The sequence below is a fragment of the Aquitalea pelogenes genome (assembly GCF_001515305.1).
GTDB classification, from domain to species: Bacteria; Pseudomonadota; Gammaproteobacteria; order Burkholderiales; family Chromobacteriaceae; genus Aquitalea; species Aquitalea pelogenes.
Genome location: NZ_LNQV01000003.1, coordinates 61,149 through 76,661, shown reverse-complemented (window position 1 = coordinate 76,661; position 15,513 = coordinate 61,149). Strand labels below are relative to the sequence as shown.

The window sequence follows — 15,513 nt, the reverse complement described above, 5'->3', positions numbered from 1 at the left end:
CGACAACATCAATGTCAATACTGCCAAAACATGCATCAACTTCGCGTACTGCTGCTGGAAGGCTGTTATGCCGGTAGCGTGACCGGCTTGGTCGATTTGCTGCATTTCGCCAACCAGATTGCAGCCTACAAAGGCAGGTCCAAACCATTCGACTGGCGCTTGTTCAGCCTGGACGGCCAAGCCGTCACCACGGCGTCCGGTATTGTGCTGACAGCGGATGGAGGGCCGGAATTGACCGACGCTGCCGATACGCTGGTACTGCCGCCAATCAGCTATCGACGCCTGAGCGATTTTGAAACCCGGCTGATGGCAGAACAGACCGCAGGCGCATTGGCAACACGCCAGCATGCAGCAGGCCGCCGTGTGATGTCGTTCTGCACAGGCGTACCCCTGCTTGCCGAGCACGGCTTGCTGGATGGCCGGCAGGCGACTGTCAGCTGGTGGCTGCATCACTGGTTTCGTCAGCGCTACCCCAAGGTTCTGCTCCAGGATTACACCACCTGTAGCGAGTCCGATGGCATCTGGTGCGGCGGCGCCACCACCTCTTATATCGACCTGGCCTTGCGCCTGATCCGGCATGAAGGAGGTGCTGAACTGGCCATGTCATGCTCGCGGCTGATGCTGACCGACCTCAACCGGGTCAGTCAGGCACCTTATATCACCATGCGGAGTTTTGCCGGACACGACGACGAGCTGGTCCTGCGCTGTCAGGACTGGCTTCAGCGGCAGCTTGATCAGCCATATAGGCTGGAGGCACTGTCAGCCAGCGTCGGCGCCAGTGAGCGCACGATAATGCGACGATTCCAGCAGGTACTGGGCCAACCACCGCTGCGCTACCTGCAGCAGCTGCGTTTGCAAGCAGCACGTCATCTGCTGGAAACCAGCACCCTGCCGCTGGATGAAATTGTCAGCCGGGTGGGCTATGCCGATATCGCCAGTTTTCGCCGCCTGTTTCAGCGCGAACTGCATTGCACCCCGGCAGAATACCGACGCCGTTTTGCCAGCTAAGCGGGCAAGCCAACGCGTTGGTTGCGCAAGCGCCATCGGCAAACAAATCAAAAAGCCAGATATGATGCCCGCCTCGGCATCCCTCTCGCCAAGCACCCCGCCATTCATCACCGTGCCGCGTCGTCGGATTAATGGACTGTTTGTGGCAGGCAGGCCTCAGCCTGATTGCTGCCTTTGCGGATATGAATATGCATCCACGGCGGGACGGCAGACTTGGCACAAGCGCAGCCAAATCAATTGGCATATGATGATATGAGATTGCCGCCTGGATAGGTGGCTGCTGCCGGCCAGACCGTCTCCAAAGGATATGCCATGATCAAGATCCGCCGATACTTTCAGTACCAGATGGGCGGACTTGTCCTCCTCATTGGCCTGGCATTTACTCTGGGCGGCTACGCCTTGATGAGCAAGGTCGCGGAGGACGAGGCAGAAGCCACGTTAAGGTTGATCACCAACGAGTCCGGCGCAGCCATGAATCATTTGCTGCTCCCGGCTACCACGTTGCTGAAACTGCTTTCCAACGTTCCCGACCTGAAAACGGGCCAGGAAAAAGACTGGATGGACCGCCTTTCCGCGCAAACTTCGATATTGCGCGATCAACCCATGCTCAACAGTGTTTATGTCGGCGGCCCGCAAGGACAGCTTCTATTGCTGCGAGCACTCAGGGATGAGTGGGACCACACCAAATTCAAGGCAAGTCCCGAGGCGCGCTGGCTTGTCCAGCTGCAAAGGGTTGGCAACAGCCGGGGCGAAGCCCAGGACTGGGTTTATCTGGATGACAAGCTCCGCATACTGGGGCGCAAGCGCATGCCGGGCACTGAGGACTATGACCCGCGCAGCAGACCGTGGTACCAGGCCAGCCGTCAAAACAATGGGGTATTTCGTACCGAAACCTACAAGTTTTATTCATCAGGAAAAGTCGGTATCACGCTTGCCAACGACATGCACGATGGCTGGGTTATCGCAATGGATATCAGCCTCGACTCCCTGCAAGAAGAGCTGGCCAGAATGGCAACGGCCTATGCCGGCTATATTGGGCTGTTCGAACAAACCGGTGCCATCATTTCCGCCAACCTCAAAGAAAGCAGCGCCAACGATTTCTTCAAGGGCCTGGTTGAGAAAGGTGGCATTGCTGATGGCAAAGACCTGAAATGGATGGTCGATCCGCACGGTCAGTCCTGGTGGATGGGCACGGCAAATGTCAAGCTGCAGAAATATGATGACATATTCCTCCACGTTGCCGTTCCACGTGACCGCCTGCTGGCGAAGGCCCAGAAGCTGCGTAATTTTTTGCTGGCCCTCACCTTGCTGATCACGCTTCTTACCCTGCTACTTGCACAACGCAATTCAGACCGGATTGCATTCGTATTCCAGACACTGGCAGACCGGGCCAACGCGCTGGTCAATTTTGATTTCCGGCAGTTTGCTCAATCCAAAACCCGTATTGCCGAAATTGCCCAACTGGAAACCGGGCTTGAGCGCGCCCGGACCAGTAGCGCAAACTTTTTGCACTTGCTGGAAAAGGTATCGCGGGAAGCAGACCTCGACAAATTGCTGCCCATGGTCGTCGAAGAAACAAGCGAAGCAGCACAAGGAGAGTTTGCCTGGCTCTACATTCAGGACGGCACAAACTGGACTTTGCGTGCACAGCGCGGTGATCGCAACGGAAATGATTGGCTGGCAAAGTACCAGAGGCAGCTTGAGGAAAATGGCGCTGCCCACTTGCGTCCGGATGAGCCGATGGATGGCCGCTATGCACTGATGCTCCCCCTTTCTGGCCGGCGGGGCCAACTATTGGGACTGCTCATCATTGAACGCCAGCAAGCATTCAGCGAACATCACCGCAGTTTTGTCGAAGCGCTTTCCGGCTTTGCCGCCTTGACGCTGGAATCACGGGAATTGGTTGTTCAGCAAAAGCGGCTGTTTGAATCTTTCATCCAGCTGCTGGCAGAAGCGGTGGATGCCAAAAGCCCGCATACGGGCGGCCACTGCCACCGCGTTCCCATCCTGACCGAATGGTTGGTGGAACTGGCCGCCAACAGCGATGCACCCTGCGTCGCCAGTTTCGAAGTCGACGACGAGGTGCGCGAAGCAGTGCACATCGCGGCATGGCTGCACGACTGCGGCAAGGTGGTCACCCCCGAGTATGTTGTCGACAAGGCAACCAAACTGGAGACGCTGTACGACCGCATTCACGAAATCCGGACGCGCTTCGAGGTATGCAAACGCGAGGCGGAACTGGCTCACTGGAAAGCAGCTTACCCGCAAGGACTGCCGGCCATTGAAGCCGCGCAACTCGCCGACGAATTGAAAGCCCTGGATGAGGATTTTGCCTTTGTCGCCGAGTGCAATCTGGGTAGTGAATATATGTCAGAGGATGCAATCGCACGCATCAGACAGATTGCAGCCAGAACCTGGACACGAACCATCGACGACCGGATCGGCCTTTCACACGATGAAATGCACCGCCGTTGCAGCAGGGACAGCGAATCATTGCCCACCCAGGAATATCTACTGAGCGACAAACCCGAGCATCGAATTTCACGTCCGCCAGGGCAATCCTTTGCCGATGACAACCCGTGGGGATTCCGGATGCAAGTGCCTGAACTGCTCTACGACCGTGGCGAAGTCAAGAATCTAGCCATCCAGCGGGGTACATTGACCGACGAAGAACGTTACAAGATCAACGAGCACATCGTACTGACCATCAAAATGCTGGAAGCCATGCCCTTCCCCCGGCACTTGAAGGCTGTGCCGGAAATAGCCGGCGGTCACCACGAGCGGATTGATGGCAAGGGCTACCCCAGAGCCGTCCCGGCCACGGCCATGAGCATCCCGGCACGCATGATGGCCATTGCTGACGTATTTGAAGCACTGACTGCAACCGACCGCCCGTATAAACAGGGGAAAAGCGTAGATGAATCGCTGGACATCATGCGCCATATGGCACGCGGAGGACACCTTGACGTTGAGCTGTTCGCCCAGTCGGATATTCCGGCCCGCTATGCGTCGCGATTCCTGGCCGGGAGGCAGGCTGGTTCAGCCTAGCGAGAACGTGTATCTATGATGAGCCCCAATAACAGGGCGCCGCCCAAGCTGCGCCTCCTCATTCCCGCCGCCTGGCCTGCACCAGGCCCGACTGTTCCACCACATTCCCCGTACAGCGCTGCGAGCTGCTGCCAGATACGATCGAACGCAGGTATGAACTGGCGCCGTCCGTAGATGTAGCAGATCTGTTTCCATGACACGACCGGCCTGATGCTGCCGGGTTTGTCCGTGCTGTATAGCTGCGCCTCTTCCGGTATAGTATTGGTCATTCTTGACGGGCTTTATTGCTGCTCAAAAGACCCAATATTTTATATCCCGGACCAGCAACCGGATAAAATTCAAAAGGTCACCACGGCATGCCCATACAAATCAAAGGTTTAGATTAATTATGCTGCTGATGATCGACAACTACGACTCTTTTACTTACAACCTGGTGCAGTATTTCAGCGAGCTCAAGCAGGTTGTCCGCGTTTATCGCAACGATGAAATCACCATTGAAGAGATCGAAGCGCTGGCACCGCAATATCTGGTTGTCTCGCCTGGTCCCTGCACGCCGAACGAAGCGGGTATTTCTGTCGCAGCCATCCAGCACTTTGCCGGCAAGCTGCCCATCATGGGTGTCTGCCTTGGCCATCAGGGCATTGGCCAGGCTTTTGGCGGCAAGATCATCCATGCCAAGCAACTGATGCATGGCAAGGTGTCTCCGGTGCATCATCACGATATCGGCATGTTCCGTGGCCTGCCCAATCCGGTTAACTGCACCCGTTATCACTCGCTGGTGATCGAGCGCGAGTCCTTGCCGGACTGTCTGGAGATTACCGCCTGGACCGAAGATGGCGAAATCATGGGCGTGCGTCACAAAACCTTGCCGATTGAGGGTGTACAGTTTCACCCGGAATCCATCCTGACCGAGCACGGTCATCAGATGCTGGATAACTTCCTCAAGGAATTTGCCTGAGCAATATGGACACCTCGCTGTTGCAGCGAGGTTCTTTCCTGTGCCGGCCTGCCTCCACACCGGCCACTGTGAATCTAAGGATATCTGCATGCTTACCCCCCAGGCCGCGCTGAACCGGCTGATTGACGGCAACGAACTGTTTTTTGATGAAATGCTGGATCTGATGCGTCAGATCATGCGCGGCGAGCTGACCCAGGCCCAAACCGCAGCCATCCTGATCGGCCTGCGTACCAAAGTGGAAAGCGTGTCGGAAATTGCCGCTGCCGCCACGGTAATGCGTGAATTTGCCACGCCGGTGCCGGTTTCCCGGCACGATCATCTGATCGACACCTGCGGCACCGGTGGCGACAAGAGCCATACTTTTAATATTTCCACCACCGCTGCATTTGTGGCTGCGGCCGCTGGTGCACGCGTAGCCAAGCATGGTGGCCGTTCGGTGTCGTCAAGCTCTGGTAGCGCCGATGTGCTGGAACTGCTGGGCGTCAATCTGAACCTGACGCCAGAACAGGTTGCGCGTTGCATCGACGAAATCGGTGTCGGTTTCATGTTTGCCCCCAATCACCACAGTGCCATGAAGCACGTGGCTCCCATCCGCAAGGAACTGGGCGCGCGCACCATCTTCAACATCCTCGGCCCGCTGACCAACCCGGCCGGGGCGGATCATCAGGTAATGGGCGTGTTTCACCCCGACCTGGTCGGCATTCAGTCGCGCGTGCTCAAGCAACTGGGCAGCAAGCACGTGATGATTGTGCATGGGCTGGACGGGCTGGATGAAATCACCCTCAGCGCCTGCACGCTGGTGGCCGAGTTGAAAGACGGCCGCATTGAAGAATACACGCTGGACCCGCGCGAACTGGGCTTTGAATTCTTCGAACTCAAGGAAATCCAGGCCAGTACCGCCGCACAATCGCGCGACATTTTACTGTCGGTGCTGGATAATCAGCCCGGCCCGGCCTACGACATTGTCGTACTCAATGCCGGTGCGGCCATTTATACTGCTGATGTTTGCGCCAGCCTGAGCGAAGGCATTGCCCTGGCCCGCCAGGTTCTGGGCACAGGCAAGGCACGGCAAAAGCTGGACCAGTTGATTGCGCTCAGCCAGTCCCTGGCAGCTTGAGTCTTATACTTTCCTTTTCGCGGCCATCCTTCCCTGATGGCCGGTTTTACTGATTTTTGATTACGAGATTTTGCCTAACATCATGAGCACACCTTCCAAAGACATTTTCAAGGCCTACGATATCCGTGGCATCGTCGGCAAGACCCTGACTGTTGAAGTGGCACAGGAGATTGGCCACGCCATTGGTTCCGAAGCGCAAGTCCGCAAGGTGAAAGCCATTGTGATCGGTCGCGACGGCCGCCTGTCCGGCCCGGACCTGAGCGATGCACTGGCCAGCGGCATTCGCGCTGCTGGTGTGGATGTGATTGATGTGGGCCGCGTGGCCACGCCGATGCTGTACTTTGCCGCGTACGAACTGGGCACCCTGTCCGGCGTGATGGTGACCGGCAGCCACAACCCGCCGGATTACAACGGCTTCAAGATGATGCTGGCCGGTGACACCCTGGCTGGCGACGACATCCAGCGTCTTTACCAGCGCATCAAGGACAAGGACCTGAGTCATGGTGAAGGCGGCTACCGCACTCATGATATCGTGGACGCCTACCTGGATCGCATCACCAGCGATATCAAGCTGGAACGCAATATGAATATCGTGGTGGATTGCGGTAACGGCGTGGCAGGTGCCTTTGCTCCGGTGCTGTTCCGCCGCCTGGGCTGCCGCGTACGCGAGCTGTTCTGCGAAGTGGATGGCACCTTCCCCAACCACCATCCGGACCCGGCCAAGCCGGAAAACCTGCAGGATGTGATTGAAGCGCTGGCCAAGACCGACTCCGAACTGGGCCTGGCGTTTGACGGTGACGGCGACCGCCTGGGCGTGGTGACCAAGGATGGCAACATCATCTGGCCGGACCGTCAGCTGATGCTGTTTGCCGCCGACGTGCTGGAACGCAACCCCAAGGCCAAGATCATCTACGACGTCAAATCCACCCGTCTGCTCAAACCGTGGATTCTGGAAAACGGCGGCGAGCCGGTGATGGCCCGTACCGGTCACAGCTTCATCAAGGCCAAGATCAAGGAAACCGGCGCCCTGCTGGCTGGTGAAATGAGCGGCCATGTATTCTTCAAGGAACGCTGGTACGGCTTTGATGACGGCATGTACGCCGGCGTGCGCCTGCTGGAAGTGCTGTCACGCGTGGAAGACCCCAGCGCCGTGCTCAATGCGCTGCCCAACGCCATCTCCACCCCGGAACTCAACCTCAAGATGAAGGCCGAAGGCGAGAACCACGCGCTGATTGCCAAACTGCAGGCATCGGCCAAGTTTGAAGGGGCTGACGAAGTGAATACGCTGGATGGCCTGCGCGTAGAGTACGCAGACGGTTTTGGCCTGGCGCGTGCCTCCAACACCACACCGGTAATCGTGCTGCGTTTTGAAGCGGACAATGCCGAAGCGCTGGAACGCATCAAGGCCGACTTCCGCCGTGTGCTGTCTGCCGCCACGGACGCCGCACTACCGTTCTGAGCGGAACTGATTGCATGACGGTGGCGCAATACTGCCTGCCATCGCAATCAAGCCCACTCGGATATTCACCGATATAGTGCAGCACTGGTCGCTTGGCTATAATGGCGACCAAACCAGACCACAAGGGACATGCAAAGCCATGTCCCTTGTCATTATCGACAGGGCGAAACCCTACCCTGTCCAGAAAGGACAAGCATGTACGCACAGGCTGCCAGCAGCTTTAGCACCGTACGCGATCTGCTGCGTTTTGCGGTGTCGCGTTTCAACCAGGCCGGCCTCACCTATGGCCACGGCACCGACAATGCCCACGACGAAGCCGCCTACCTCATCCTCACCACGCTCAAGCTGCCGATCGACCGGCTGGAACCCTATCTGGATGCCCGCTTGCTGCCGACCGAAGTCAAGGACGTGGTAGACCTGATTGAACGTCGTGCCGAAGAAAAAGTACCGGTGGCCTATCTCACCCACGAAGCCTGGCAGGGTGAATTCAGCTTCTATGTGGACGAACGCGTGCTGGTGCCGCGCTCTTTCATCTACGAACTGCTGGGTGAACCGCTGCAACCGTGGATTGAACATCCCGAACTGGTACATCGCGCGCTGGACTTGTGCACTGGCTCCGGCTGCCTGGCCATCCAGCTGGCGCACCATTACCCGGATGCTGAAATCGACGCCGTGGACATTTCGCTGGATGCGCTGGAAGTGGCCGCCATCAATGTCCAGAACTACGGTCTGGAAGACCAGATCCAGCTGATTCACAGCGATCTGTGCGAAGGGCTGGAAGAGCCCTACGACCTGATCATCGCCAACCCGCCGTATGTGGATGCCGAATCGGTGGATGCGCTGCCGCAGGAATACCTGCACGAGCCGGAAATTGCGCTCGGTTCGGGCGAAGACGGCCTGGACGCCACCCGCGAAATCCTGCGCCGCGCGCCGGACCTGCTGACCGAGCATGGCGTGCTGCTGGTGGAGATCGGCCATAACCGTGACATGCTGGAAGAATGCTTCCCCAACCTGCCCTTCATGTGGATGGAAACCGCCAGCGGCGATGGCTTTGTCTTCCTGCTGACCCGCGACGACCTGATCAAGGGACTGGAACTGGACGCTGCCGCTGAATAAACCAGATCGCATCTATCGCACCTAATGAAAAAGCCGGACAGCGTCGGCTTTTTTGCATTCTGCAACGCTGGCTTAGTGTGTAAAGCCGTAATTCCAGACCAGCAAGCTGCTGGTAAACAGCATGATCAGGCCAATGGCGCAGTCCAGAATGCGCCAGCTACGCTCCTGCTGAAACAGCGGCGCCAGTTTGCTGGCAAAAAAACCGATACCGACAAACCAGCTGACCGAGGCAGTGATGCTGCCCAGAATAAAAGACGGCGCAGATTGACTGCCGTATACCGAGGCCACGCTGCCGATCAGGATGACCGTATCCAGCCATACATAGGGGTTCAGCAAGGTCACCAGCAAAATGGTGCGAATCGCCTTTTTCCTGTCCCGCTCCACCGAGCCCTCTAGTTTCAGTGCACCGGGATGCAGCGCCGCCCGGAATGACTTGAAACCCAGCCACAGCAAGAAACCGGCACCCAGCCAGGCAACGGTCTGTACAAAACCGGGGATGGCACCAATGATCTTGCCCATGCCCAATACACCACAGCTGATGAGGATGACATCCGCCACAATGCAGATCAGCACGATGGGCAGAATATGGCTGCGCCCTATTCCCTGCCTGATGATGAAGGCATTCTGCGGACCAATTCCCACGATCTGACTACCGGAAAGGCCCAGCGCGGCCAGATAAACACTCAAGTTGAACATGAATTTCCCGTTGCACTGTGGTCTGCCCGCCTGACGGCCAGACCTGCTTGATTGACAATGCCCACAGACTAATGCCACAGCAATAAAAAGTTAAACTAATAATTTTTATACACAATAAGTATTTCTAATTTTCAATCACAGACTCATCCGCGCGGTACTCCAGCAGTGCAGGCAATTCACGCTTCACGAAGTCGATCAACATCCGCACCGCCGGGGACAGGCCGCGCCGACTGGGGTAGAGCATCACCAGCCGGCCATCCCGCGGATGCCAGTCAGGCAGCACATGCTGCAACTGTCCGCTGGCCAGTTCCTGGGTACAGGCATACAAAGGCAGGTCGGTAATGCCGATACCGGCAAGTGCCGCCTGTTTCAGGGTGGGAATATGGTCGCTACGCAGCAGGGCGTTCATCTGTATATCGCAACTCATTTCAGAATGTCCACGTAAACGCAAGACATCACTGCCATCTCCTTGCGGCGCAAACAGCAAGGCATTGCACCCCGTCAACTGTTGCGGCTGCAGAACAGTACCTAATGCCAGGGATGGTGCAGCCAGCAGGCCCCAGCGTGCAGTGCACAGCGGAACCTGGATCAGGCTGGAGGGTAACAAGGCATGATTGATACCGCGTACCACCACATCCACCCCCTCCTCCAGCAAGTCCACCTGGCGATTGCAAGCCTGTACGGCCAGGCGCACCTTGGGGTAATGCAGCATGAACTGCGGCAACAGGCGCGACAGCACTGCATCGGCAATCGCTACCGGCACACTCAGCCGTACCGTGCCGCTTGGTTCGTGCTGGCGCTGCCTGACTGCCTCTTCACCGGCGCGGGCCTCAGCCAGCATGGCCAGACAATGAGCATAGAGTGCCTGACCGGCATCGGTCAGGCTCACTGCCCTTGGCCCTCGCTGCAGCAAGCGTGTCCCCAGGTGCTCTTCCAGCAGACTGACACGCCGTGACAGCCTGGATTTTGGCAGACCCAGCGCACGTGCCGCCGCACTGAAGCCCTGGCGTTGCACCACTTGGGAAAACAGAAACAGATCGTTCAGATCCAGTGGCAGTGCAGTCATCCCCCCTCCCGTTTTCATCATCCTAATGTTCCATTGATAGAACGATAAACAAGACTTTTCTTATTTTTTTGTCCTGTTTCACTGCCCATACTATCTCCACGCATCCAGGCCTTTAGGACAGCACTACCCAGTCAGGCTTCCTCACAAGCACGAAACCGGCATGCGCACTCACTCACATACAAGGACTTCGCCATGAAACTTCGCCACATCCTGAACGCCACCCTGTTTGGCCTTGCTACCCTGTCTGCCGCCAGCATTTCCCTGCCGGCAGCTGCCGCGACAACCGTCGCCGCCACCCAGCAAAACGCCAATCTCACCATGCTGTCGCGTGACAACGCCGTACTGCTACTGGTTGATCATCAGGTAGGCCTGATCAGCGGCGTGCGCGACACCACGGTTGGCGATCTGAAACATAACGTGGTTGCGCTGGCCAAGGCTGCGCGCACCCTGGGCGTGCCAGTGATTGTAACTGCCACCATGCCGGACGGCATGTGGGGCCCGACCATGCCGGAGCTCACCGCCGCACTGCCCGGTGTAAAAGTGATCAGCCGCACCATGATCAATGCCTGGGATGACCCGAACGTACGTGCCGCCATCGAAAAAACCGGCCGCAAGCAAATCATCGTGGCGGGTGTATCGCTGGAAATCTGCGCCAGCTTCCCGGCCCTGTCGGCCAAAGCCGCTGGCTACGACACCCGTGTCGTGCTGGATGCCTCTGGCACCTTCAACGAAGCCAAACGTACTGCCGGCCTGCAACGCCTGCTGGGTGCCGGCATTCCGGTCACCGACTATGCCAGTGCGGCAGTAGAAATGCTGCGCAGCAATACCGACCCCAAGGCACACGATGTCTACGGCGACCTGGATATGCCGTTCGCCACCCTGGTATGGCAGATGCAAAGCGGCTTCACCAAGAAGTAAGCCGCTGCTGTGAGTCCGGCCAGCGCCTGTCTGCAGGCAGGCACTGGCCGCAGCGTACGCATCATCCGCATCACTTTCAAAGCGAGGGGAACACCATGTCACAACATGAAAATGCCAATCTGAACATGCTTTCACGCGATAACGCAGTGGTACTGCTGGTCGATCATCAGGTCGGTCTGATCAGTGGTGTGCGCGACATTCCGCTGGGCGATCTCAAACACAATGTGGTGGCACTGGCCAAGGCTGCGCGCACCCTTGGCGTGCCGGTGATCGTGACAGCCACCATGCCGGACGGCATGTGGGGCCCGACCATGCCGGAGCTCACCGCCGCGCTGCCCGGCGTGCAAGTGATCAGCCGCACCATGATCAACGCCTGGGATGACCCGAACGTGCGGGCCGCCATCGAGCAAACCGGTCGCAAGCAAATCATTGTGGCGGGTGTATCACTGGAAATCTGCGCCAGCTTCCCGGCCTTGTCGGCCAAAGCCGCTGGCTACGACAGCCGTGTGGTACTGGACGCTTCCGGTACCTTCAACGAAGCCAAGCGCACTGCCGGCCTGCAACGCCTGCTGGGTGCCGGTATTCCGGTTACCGACTATGCCACCGCAGCGGTGGAAATGCTGCGCAGCAATGTCGACCCCAACGCGGGTGAAGTTTACAGCGACATGGACATGCCGTTTGCCACGCTGGTATGGCAGATCCAGAGCGGATTCACCAAGTCCTAAGCACCCGCAGTGAGCACGGCCAGCACCCGCTTGAGGGCACTGGCTGCCCACACCCCCCCATCAAGCCAGACAGAGCAAATCCGACATGAAACAAGCAGACAAGGTAGCCGTAGTCACCGGTGGTTCCCGCGGCATTGGCGCAGCCATTGCCCGCAAGCTGGCCGATGAGGGCGCGCAGGTAGTGATTGTGTATCGCAGCAATCAGCAACAGGCAGAGCATGTTGTTGCTGACATCATCAGCCAGGGTGGCAAGGCGGTAGCCTGTGCTGCCGATGTCAGCCAGGAATCGGCCGTGCGCGATGTACTGTACGGCATTGCCACCCGTTTTGGCCGTATCGACATCCTGGTCAACAATGCCGGCGTGTTTGAAGGCCGTACGCTGGCGGATGTGGATGCCGAGCATATCGCCCGGGTGTTCGACGGCAATATGGGCAGCATGCTCTTGATGACGCGTCATGCCCTGCCGTTTTTCCCCGAGCACGGCGGCCGCATCGTCAACTTGTCCAGCAACCTGATCTACTCGCCGCGCATTGGTACCGCCATTTACTCGGCCAGCAAGGCGGCCGTATCGGTACTGACTCACGCCTATGCGCTGGAACTGGGTCCGCGTGGTATTACCGTCAATGCGGTGGCGCCGGCGATGACCGAAACCGACATGACCGCAGCCACACCGTTGGCCCGCCGGGAAGCGGTGGCCAATGGCACACCACTGGGACGGGTGGCGCAGCCGGAGGATATTGCCGACGTGGTGGCATTCCTGGCCAGTGAAGATGCACGCTGGATTACCGGCCGCACCCTGCTGACCGATGGCGGCCTGACTGATGCCCTTTAACACGGCAACAGACATGCACGTTCTGACGGTTGAACTCACCATCAAGCCGGAAAGTCTGGCGGATTTCTTGCAAGAACTGCAGCAGTTCAGCCGTTTTATTGTGCAGCAAGAAGCAGACTGCCTGCGCTTTGAAATTTTCCAGGACGATGACGACCCCTGCCGCATCCTGCTGCTGGAAGGCTGGAGCAGCCGGCGACATCTGGAAGAGGTGCAGTTGCAGCGCGCCTATTACCAACCCTACTTCGCCAGGGTGCATAACATGTTTGCCGCAGAGCGCCTGCTGCGGCACTGGCAAGCACTGCCACTCGAGCAAGGTTAAAGAACACGTTCAAGAAAACAGGCAGAGCAAGAGCAAAACCGGCAGCGGCCAGAACGCAGCAGGTTTTACCGTTGACGTTTAACCACGCTGCGGCCGTCCGGCCCGGCGGTATCAGGAAACAAGCACAATGACACGACTGAAGATTTCCTCCCCGGCCCAAGGCCAGCCGCTCACCATCGGCAGCGGCTTTCAGGCCCAGCATTTTGGCGAACAGATGTTCAATGGTCTGATTGACCCGGTGGTGATGGTGGACCACTTTCACATGACCAGCCCCACCTTCGAACCACACCCCCACGCCGGGATTTCCGCCGTGACCTATATGTTCGAAGACGCCAGCAGCCCGCATGTCAATTACGACTCCATGGGCAACCAGGGCCCCATCGTGCCGGGTGCCCTGCACTGGCTGGCCGCCGGGCGCGGCGCGGTGCATACCGAACAGCCGGAAGGCGCCAATCCGCATGTGCATGCACTGCAAATTTTCGTCAACCTGCCGGCCAGCAAGAAAATGCAGGCACCGTTTGCCGTGCATGCCGAACCGACGGACATCCCGGAATACCACGCCCCTGGTGTGCGGGTACGCGTGGCAGCCGGCAGCAGCAACGGCATCCACGCCGCCCACACCTCGGCATTGCCGGAAGCCTTTACCTTGCTGGATGGTTTTATTGATGCAGGCCAGCATTTCACCCATCAACTGCCGCCCGGCTGGAATGCCATGCTCTATGCCATCGATGCGCCGCTACAACTGAGCGCCGACGGGCAAGGCATCCACATTCCGGCAGGGTCGGCCATTGGCATCGGCATGGATGGCTCGGAGATGCAGGCAGCCGACTTGGAGTTGCATGCCGCTGAGAACTGCCATTTTGTCTTGCTCTCCGGCCCGGCGCTGCGCGAGCCGCTGGTCAAGCACGGGCCCTTCGTGATGAATAGCAGCGAAGAAATCAACGACCGTATCCGGGCGTATCAGCGCGGTGAATTCGGGCAATTGACCGAGGACTGGCTGCGCAACAGCCATCAGCCCGCATGAACACGCCCAGCCAGCATCCAGCCACGCAGGCCACGCACTGGCCGGCCGTGCTGATTGCCATATTTGCCGGCGCCGCCGGGGCCTTCTGCCTTGGCAAAGTGCCGGCCGTGCTGGGGCTGCTGCGACAGGAACTGGGCCTGAGTCTGGTTGAAGGCGGCTGGATCGCCTCTGCCTTCAATAGCCTGGCCATCCTGCTCAGCCTGTTCATGGGTCTGCTGCTGGTACGCTGGAATGCACTGCAAGCAGGCATCATCGGCCTGCTGCTGTTGCTGCTTGGCGGCGCACTGGCGCTACCTGCGCATGGCCTTGCCATGATGCTGGCCTCACGGGTGATCGAGGGCATCGGCTTCTTGCTGGTCTCGGTAGCCATGCCAGGTTTGATCGTCAGTCTGGCAAGCGATCAGGACAAGCGCCTGACACTCAGCTTGTGGGCGGTCAACCTGCCGCTGGGTGCCGCTGTCGGCATGCTGCTGACGCCAGCGCTGGCTGCAGTTGGTGGCTGGCGTCTGGCATGGCTGGCCGGCATGGCACTGCAATTGCTGGCCTTGCTGTTACTGCTGCTGTGCAGACCTGTTTTCCGGCAGCGCAGCACGCAGTCATTACCAGGCACACCACAAGCCGCAGCGCCGTTTTCAGTACTACGCCAGTCGGCGGTGTGGCGCTATGGCCTCGCCTTCATGCTGTACACCCTGATGTTGTGGGCGGTTTTTGTCTGGCTGCCAACCATGCTGCAAGCGCGGCTGGAACTGAGCACCAGCACCATCGCCCTGTTGTCGGCACTGGCGGTGGTAGCCAATATTCCCGGCAACCTTGCCGGTGCCTGGCTGCTACGCCGCGGCATGGCGCGCGACACGCTCATTTGCAGCGCACTGGGGCTGATGGGTATGAGTGGCCTGCTGGCTTTCTGGCCTGGTTTACCGGCGGATGCTGCCTATCTGCTGTGCCTGCTGCTTTCCTTTTGTGGCGGTGCTGTACCGCCCGCTGCCCTGTCCTCAACGCACGGGCTCAGCCGTGGCCCGGTGCAGCTGGCTGTCTTGCAAGGCTATTTCGTGCAGCTGGCCAACCTGGGCCAGTTACTCGGCCCCTTGCTGCTGGCTGCCTTGGTGGCGGGCAGCAGCGACTGGAGCGTGGCGCGCAGCCTGTTTCTGGCCGGCGTGCTGCTGGCGGCCTTCCTGTTTGCCATACGGTCGCGCAGCCATTAGCATGAGCCACCTTGTTCAAGCGGGA

14 protein-coding genes are annotated in these 15,513 nt (G+C 58.7%); 12 read left to right on the top strand and 2 right to left on the bottom strand.

Annotation, left to right across the window (positions count from 1 at the left end; genetic code table 11):
* Positions 1 to 30 precede the first annotated feature (30 nt).
* From AWT75_RS02130 to prmB, 6 genes are all read left to right on the top strand, one after another.
* Positions 31 to 1,008 (top strand): GlxA family transcriptional regulator, encoded by a 978-nt coding sequence (locus AWT75_RS02130; RefSeq protein WP_062786789.1) that lies wholly within the window; start codon positions 31 to 33, stop codon positions 1,006 to 1,008.
* A 312-nt stretch (positions 1,009 to 1,320) separates the two neighbouring features.
* Positions 1,321 to 4,056 (top strand): HD domain-containing phosphohydrolase, encoded by a 2,736-nt coding sequence (locus AWT75_RS02125; protein WP_153013209.1) that lies wholly within the window; start codon positions 1,321 to 1,323, stop codon positions 4,054 to 4,056.
* Positions 4,057 to 4,444: 388 nt separating this feature from the next.
* The gene (locus tag AWT75_RS02115; protein ID WP_062786778.1) at positions 4,445 to 5,014 is read left to right on the top strand and encodes an aminodeoxychorismate/anthranilate synthase component II; all 570 of its coding nucleotides are present in this window, start codon (positions 4,445 to 4,447) and stop codon (positions 5,012 to 5,014) included.
* A gap of 88 nt (positions 5,015 to 5,102) precedes the next feature.
* Positions 5,103 to 6,131, top strand: a complete 1,029-nt coding sequence (gene trpD / locus AWT75_RS02110) for an anthranilate phosphoribosyltransferase (protein WP_062786775.1) — start codon at positions 5,103 to 5,105, stop codon at positions 6,129 to 6,131.
* A gap of 82 nt (positions 6,132 to 6,213) precedes the next feature.
* Positions 6,214 to 7,590: a phosphomannomutase/phosphoglucomutase gene (locus tag AWT75_RS02105; RefSeq protein WP_062786771.1), complete on the top strand. Its 1,377-nt coding sequence runs from the start codon at positions 6,214 to 6,216 to the stop codon at positions 7,588 to 7,590.
* A gap of 195 nt (positions 7,591 to 7,785) precedes the next feature.
* On the top strand, positions 7,786 to 8,706 hold the full coding sequence (prmB, locus tag AWT75_RS02100) for a 50S ribosomal protein L3 N(5)-glutamine methyltransferase (protein ID WP_045846985.1): 921 nt from the start codon (positions 7,786 to 7,788) through the stop codon (positions 8,704 to 8,706).
* 72 nt (positions 8,707 to 8,778) lie between these two features.
* On the opposite strand, the gene AWT75_RS02095 is transcribed toward prmB, so the two are convergent.
* Together AWT75_RS02095 and AWT75_RS02090 are read right to left on the bottom strand one after the other, a co-directional pair.
* Complete coding sequence (locus AWT75_RS02095; RefSeq protein WP_062786767.1) at positions 8,779 to 9,402, bottom strand: LysE/ArgO family amino acid transporter; 624 nt, start codon at positions 9,400 to 9,402, stop codon at positions 8,779 to 8,781.
* 124 nt (positions 9,403 to 9,526) lie between these two features.
* Positions 9,527 to 10,468: a LysR substrate-binding domain-containing protein gene (locus tag AWT75_RS02090; RefSeq protein ID WP_062786762.1), complete on the bottom strand. Its 942-nt coding sequence runs from the start codon at positions 10,466 to 10,468 to the stop codon at positions 9,527 to 9,529.
* Between the two features lie 192 nt (positions 10,469 to 10,660).
* Between AWT75_RS02090 and AWT75_RS02085 the strand changes: the two genes are divergently transcribed.
* The 6 genes from AWT75_RS02085 (at position 10,661) to AWT75_RS02060 (ending at position 15,488) form a co-directional block, all read left to right on the top strand.
* Positions 10,661 to 11,386, top strand: coding sequence for an isochorismatase family protein (locus AWT75_RS02085; RefSeq protein WP_062786757.1), 726 nt, complete (start codon positions 10,661 to 10,663; stop codon positions 11,384 to 11,386).
* Positions 11,387 to 11,481: 95 nt separating this feature from the next.
* Positions 11,482 to 12,111 (top strand): isochorismatase family protein, encoded by a 630-nt coding sequence (locus tag AWT75_RS02080; protein ID WP_045846989.1) that lies wholly within the window; start codon positions 11,482 to 11,484, stop codon positions 12,109 to 12,111.
* A gap of 85 nt (positions 12,112 to 12,196) precedes the next feature.
* Positions 12,197 to 12,943 carry an SDR family NAD(P)-dependent oxidoreductase gene (locus tag AWT75_RS02075; protein WP_062786753.1) on the top strand — a complete coding sequence of 249 codons (747 nt, stop codon included), beginning with the start codon at positions 12,197 to 12,199 and terminating at the stop codon, positions 12,941 to 12,943.
* 13 nt (positions 12,944 to 12,956) lie between these two features.
* Positions 12,957 to 13,262, top strand: coding sequence for a putative quinol monooxygenase (locus tag AWT75_RS02070; protein ID WP_062786751.1), 306 nt, complete (start codon positions 12,957 to 12,959; stop codon positions 13,260 to 13,262).
* Between the two features lie 127 nt (positions 13,263 to 13,389).
* Positions 13,390 to 14,286 carry a pirin family protein gene (locus AWT75_RS02065; RefSeq protein WP_062786749.1) on the top strand — a complete coding sequence of 299 codons (897 nt, stop codon included), beginning with the start codon at positions 13,390 to 13,392 and terminating at the stop codon, positions 14,284 to 14,286.
* Positions 14,283 to 15,488: an MFS transporter gene (locus AWT75_RS02060; protein ID WP_062786746.1), complete on the top strand. Its 1,206-nt coding sequence runs from the start codon at positions 14,283 to 14,285 to the stop codon at positions 15,486 to 15,488. Before AWT75_RS02065 ends, AWT75_RS02060 begins: the two co-directional genes overlap by 4 nt.
* The last annotated feature ends 25 nt before the right edge of the window (positions 15,489 to 15,513 follow it).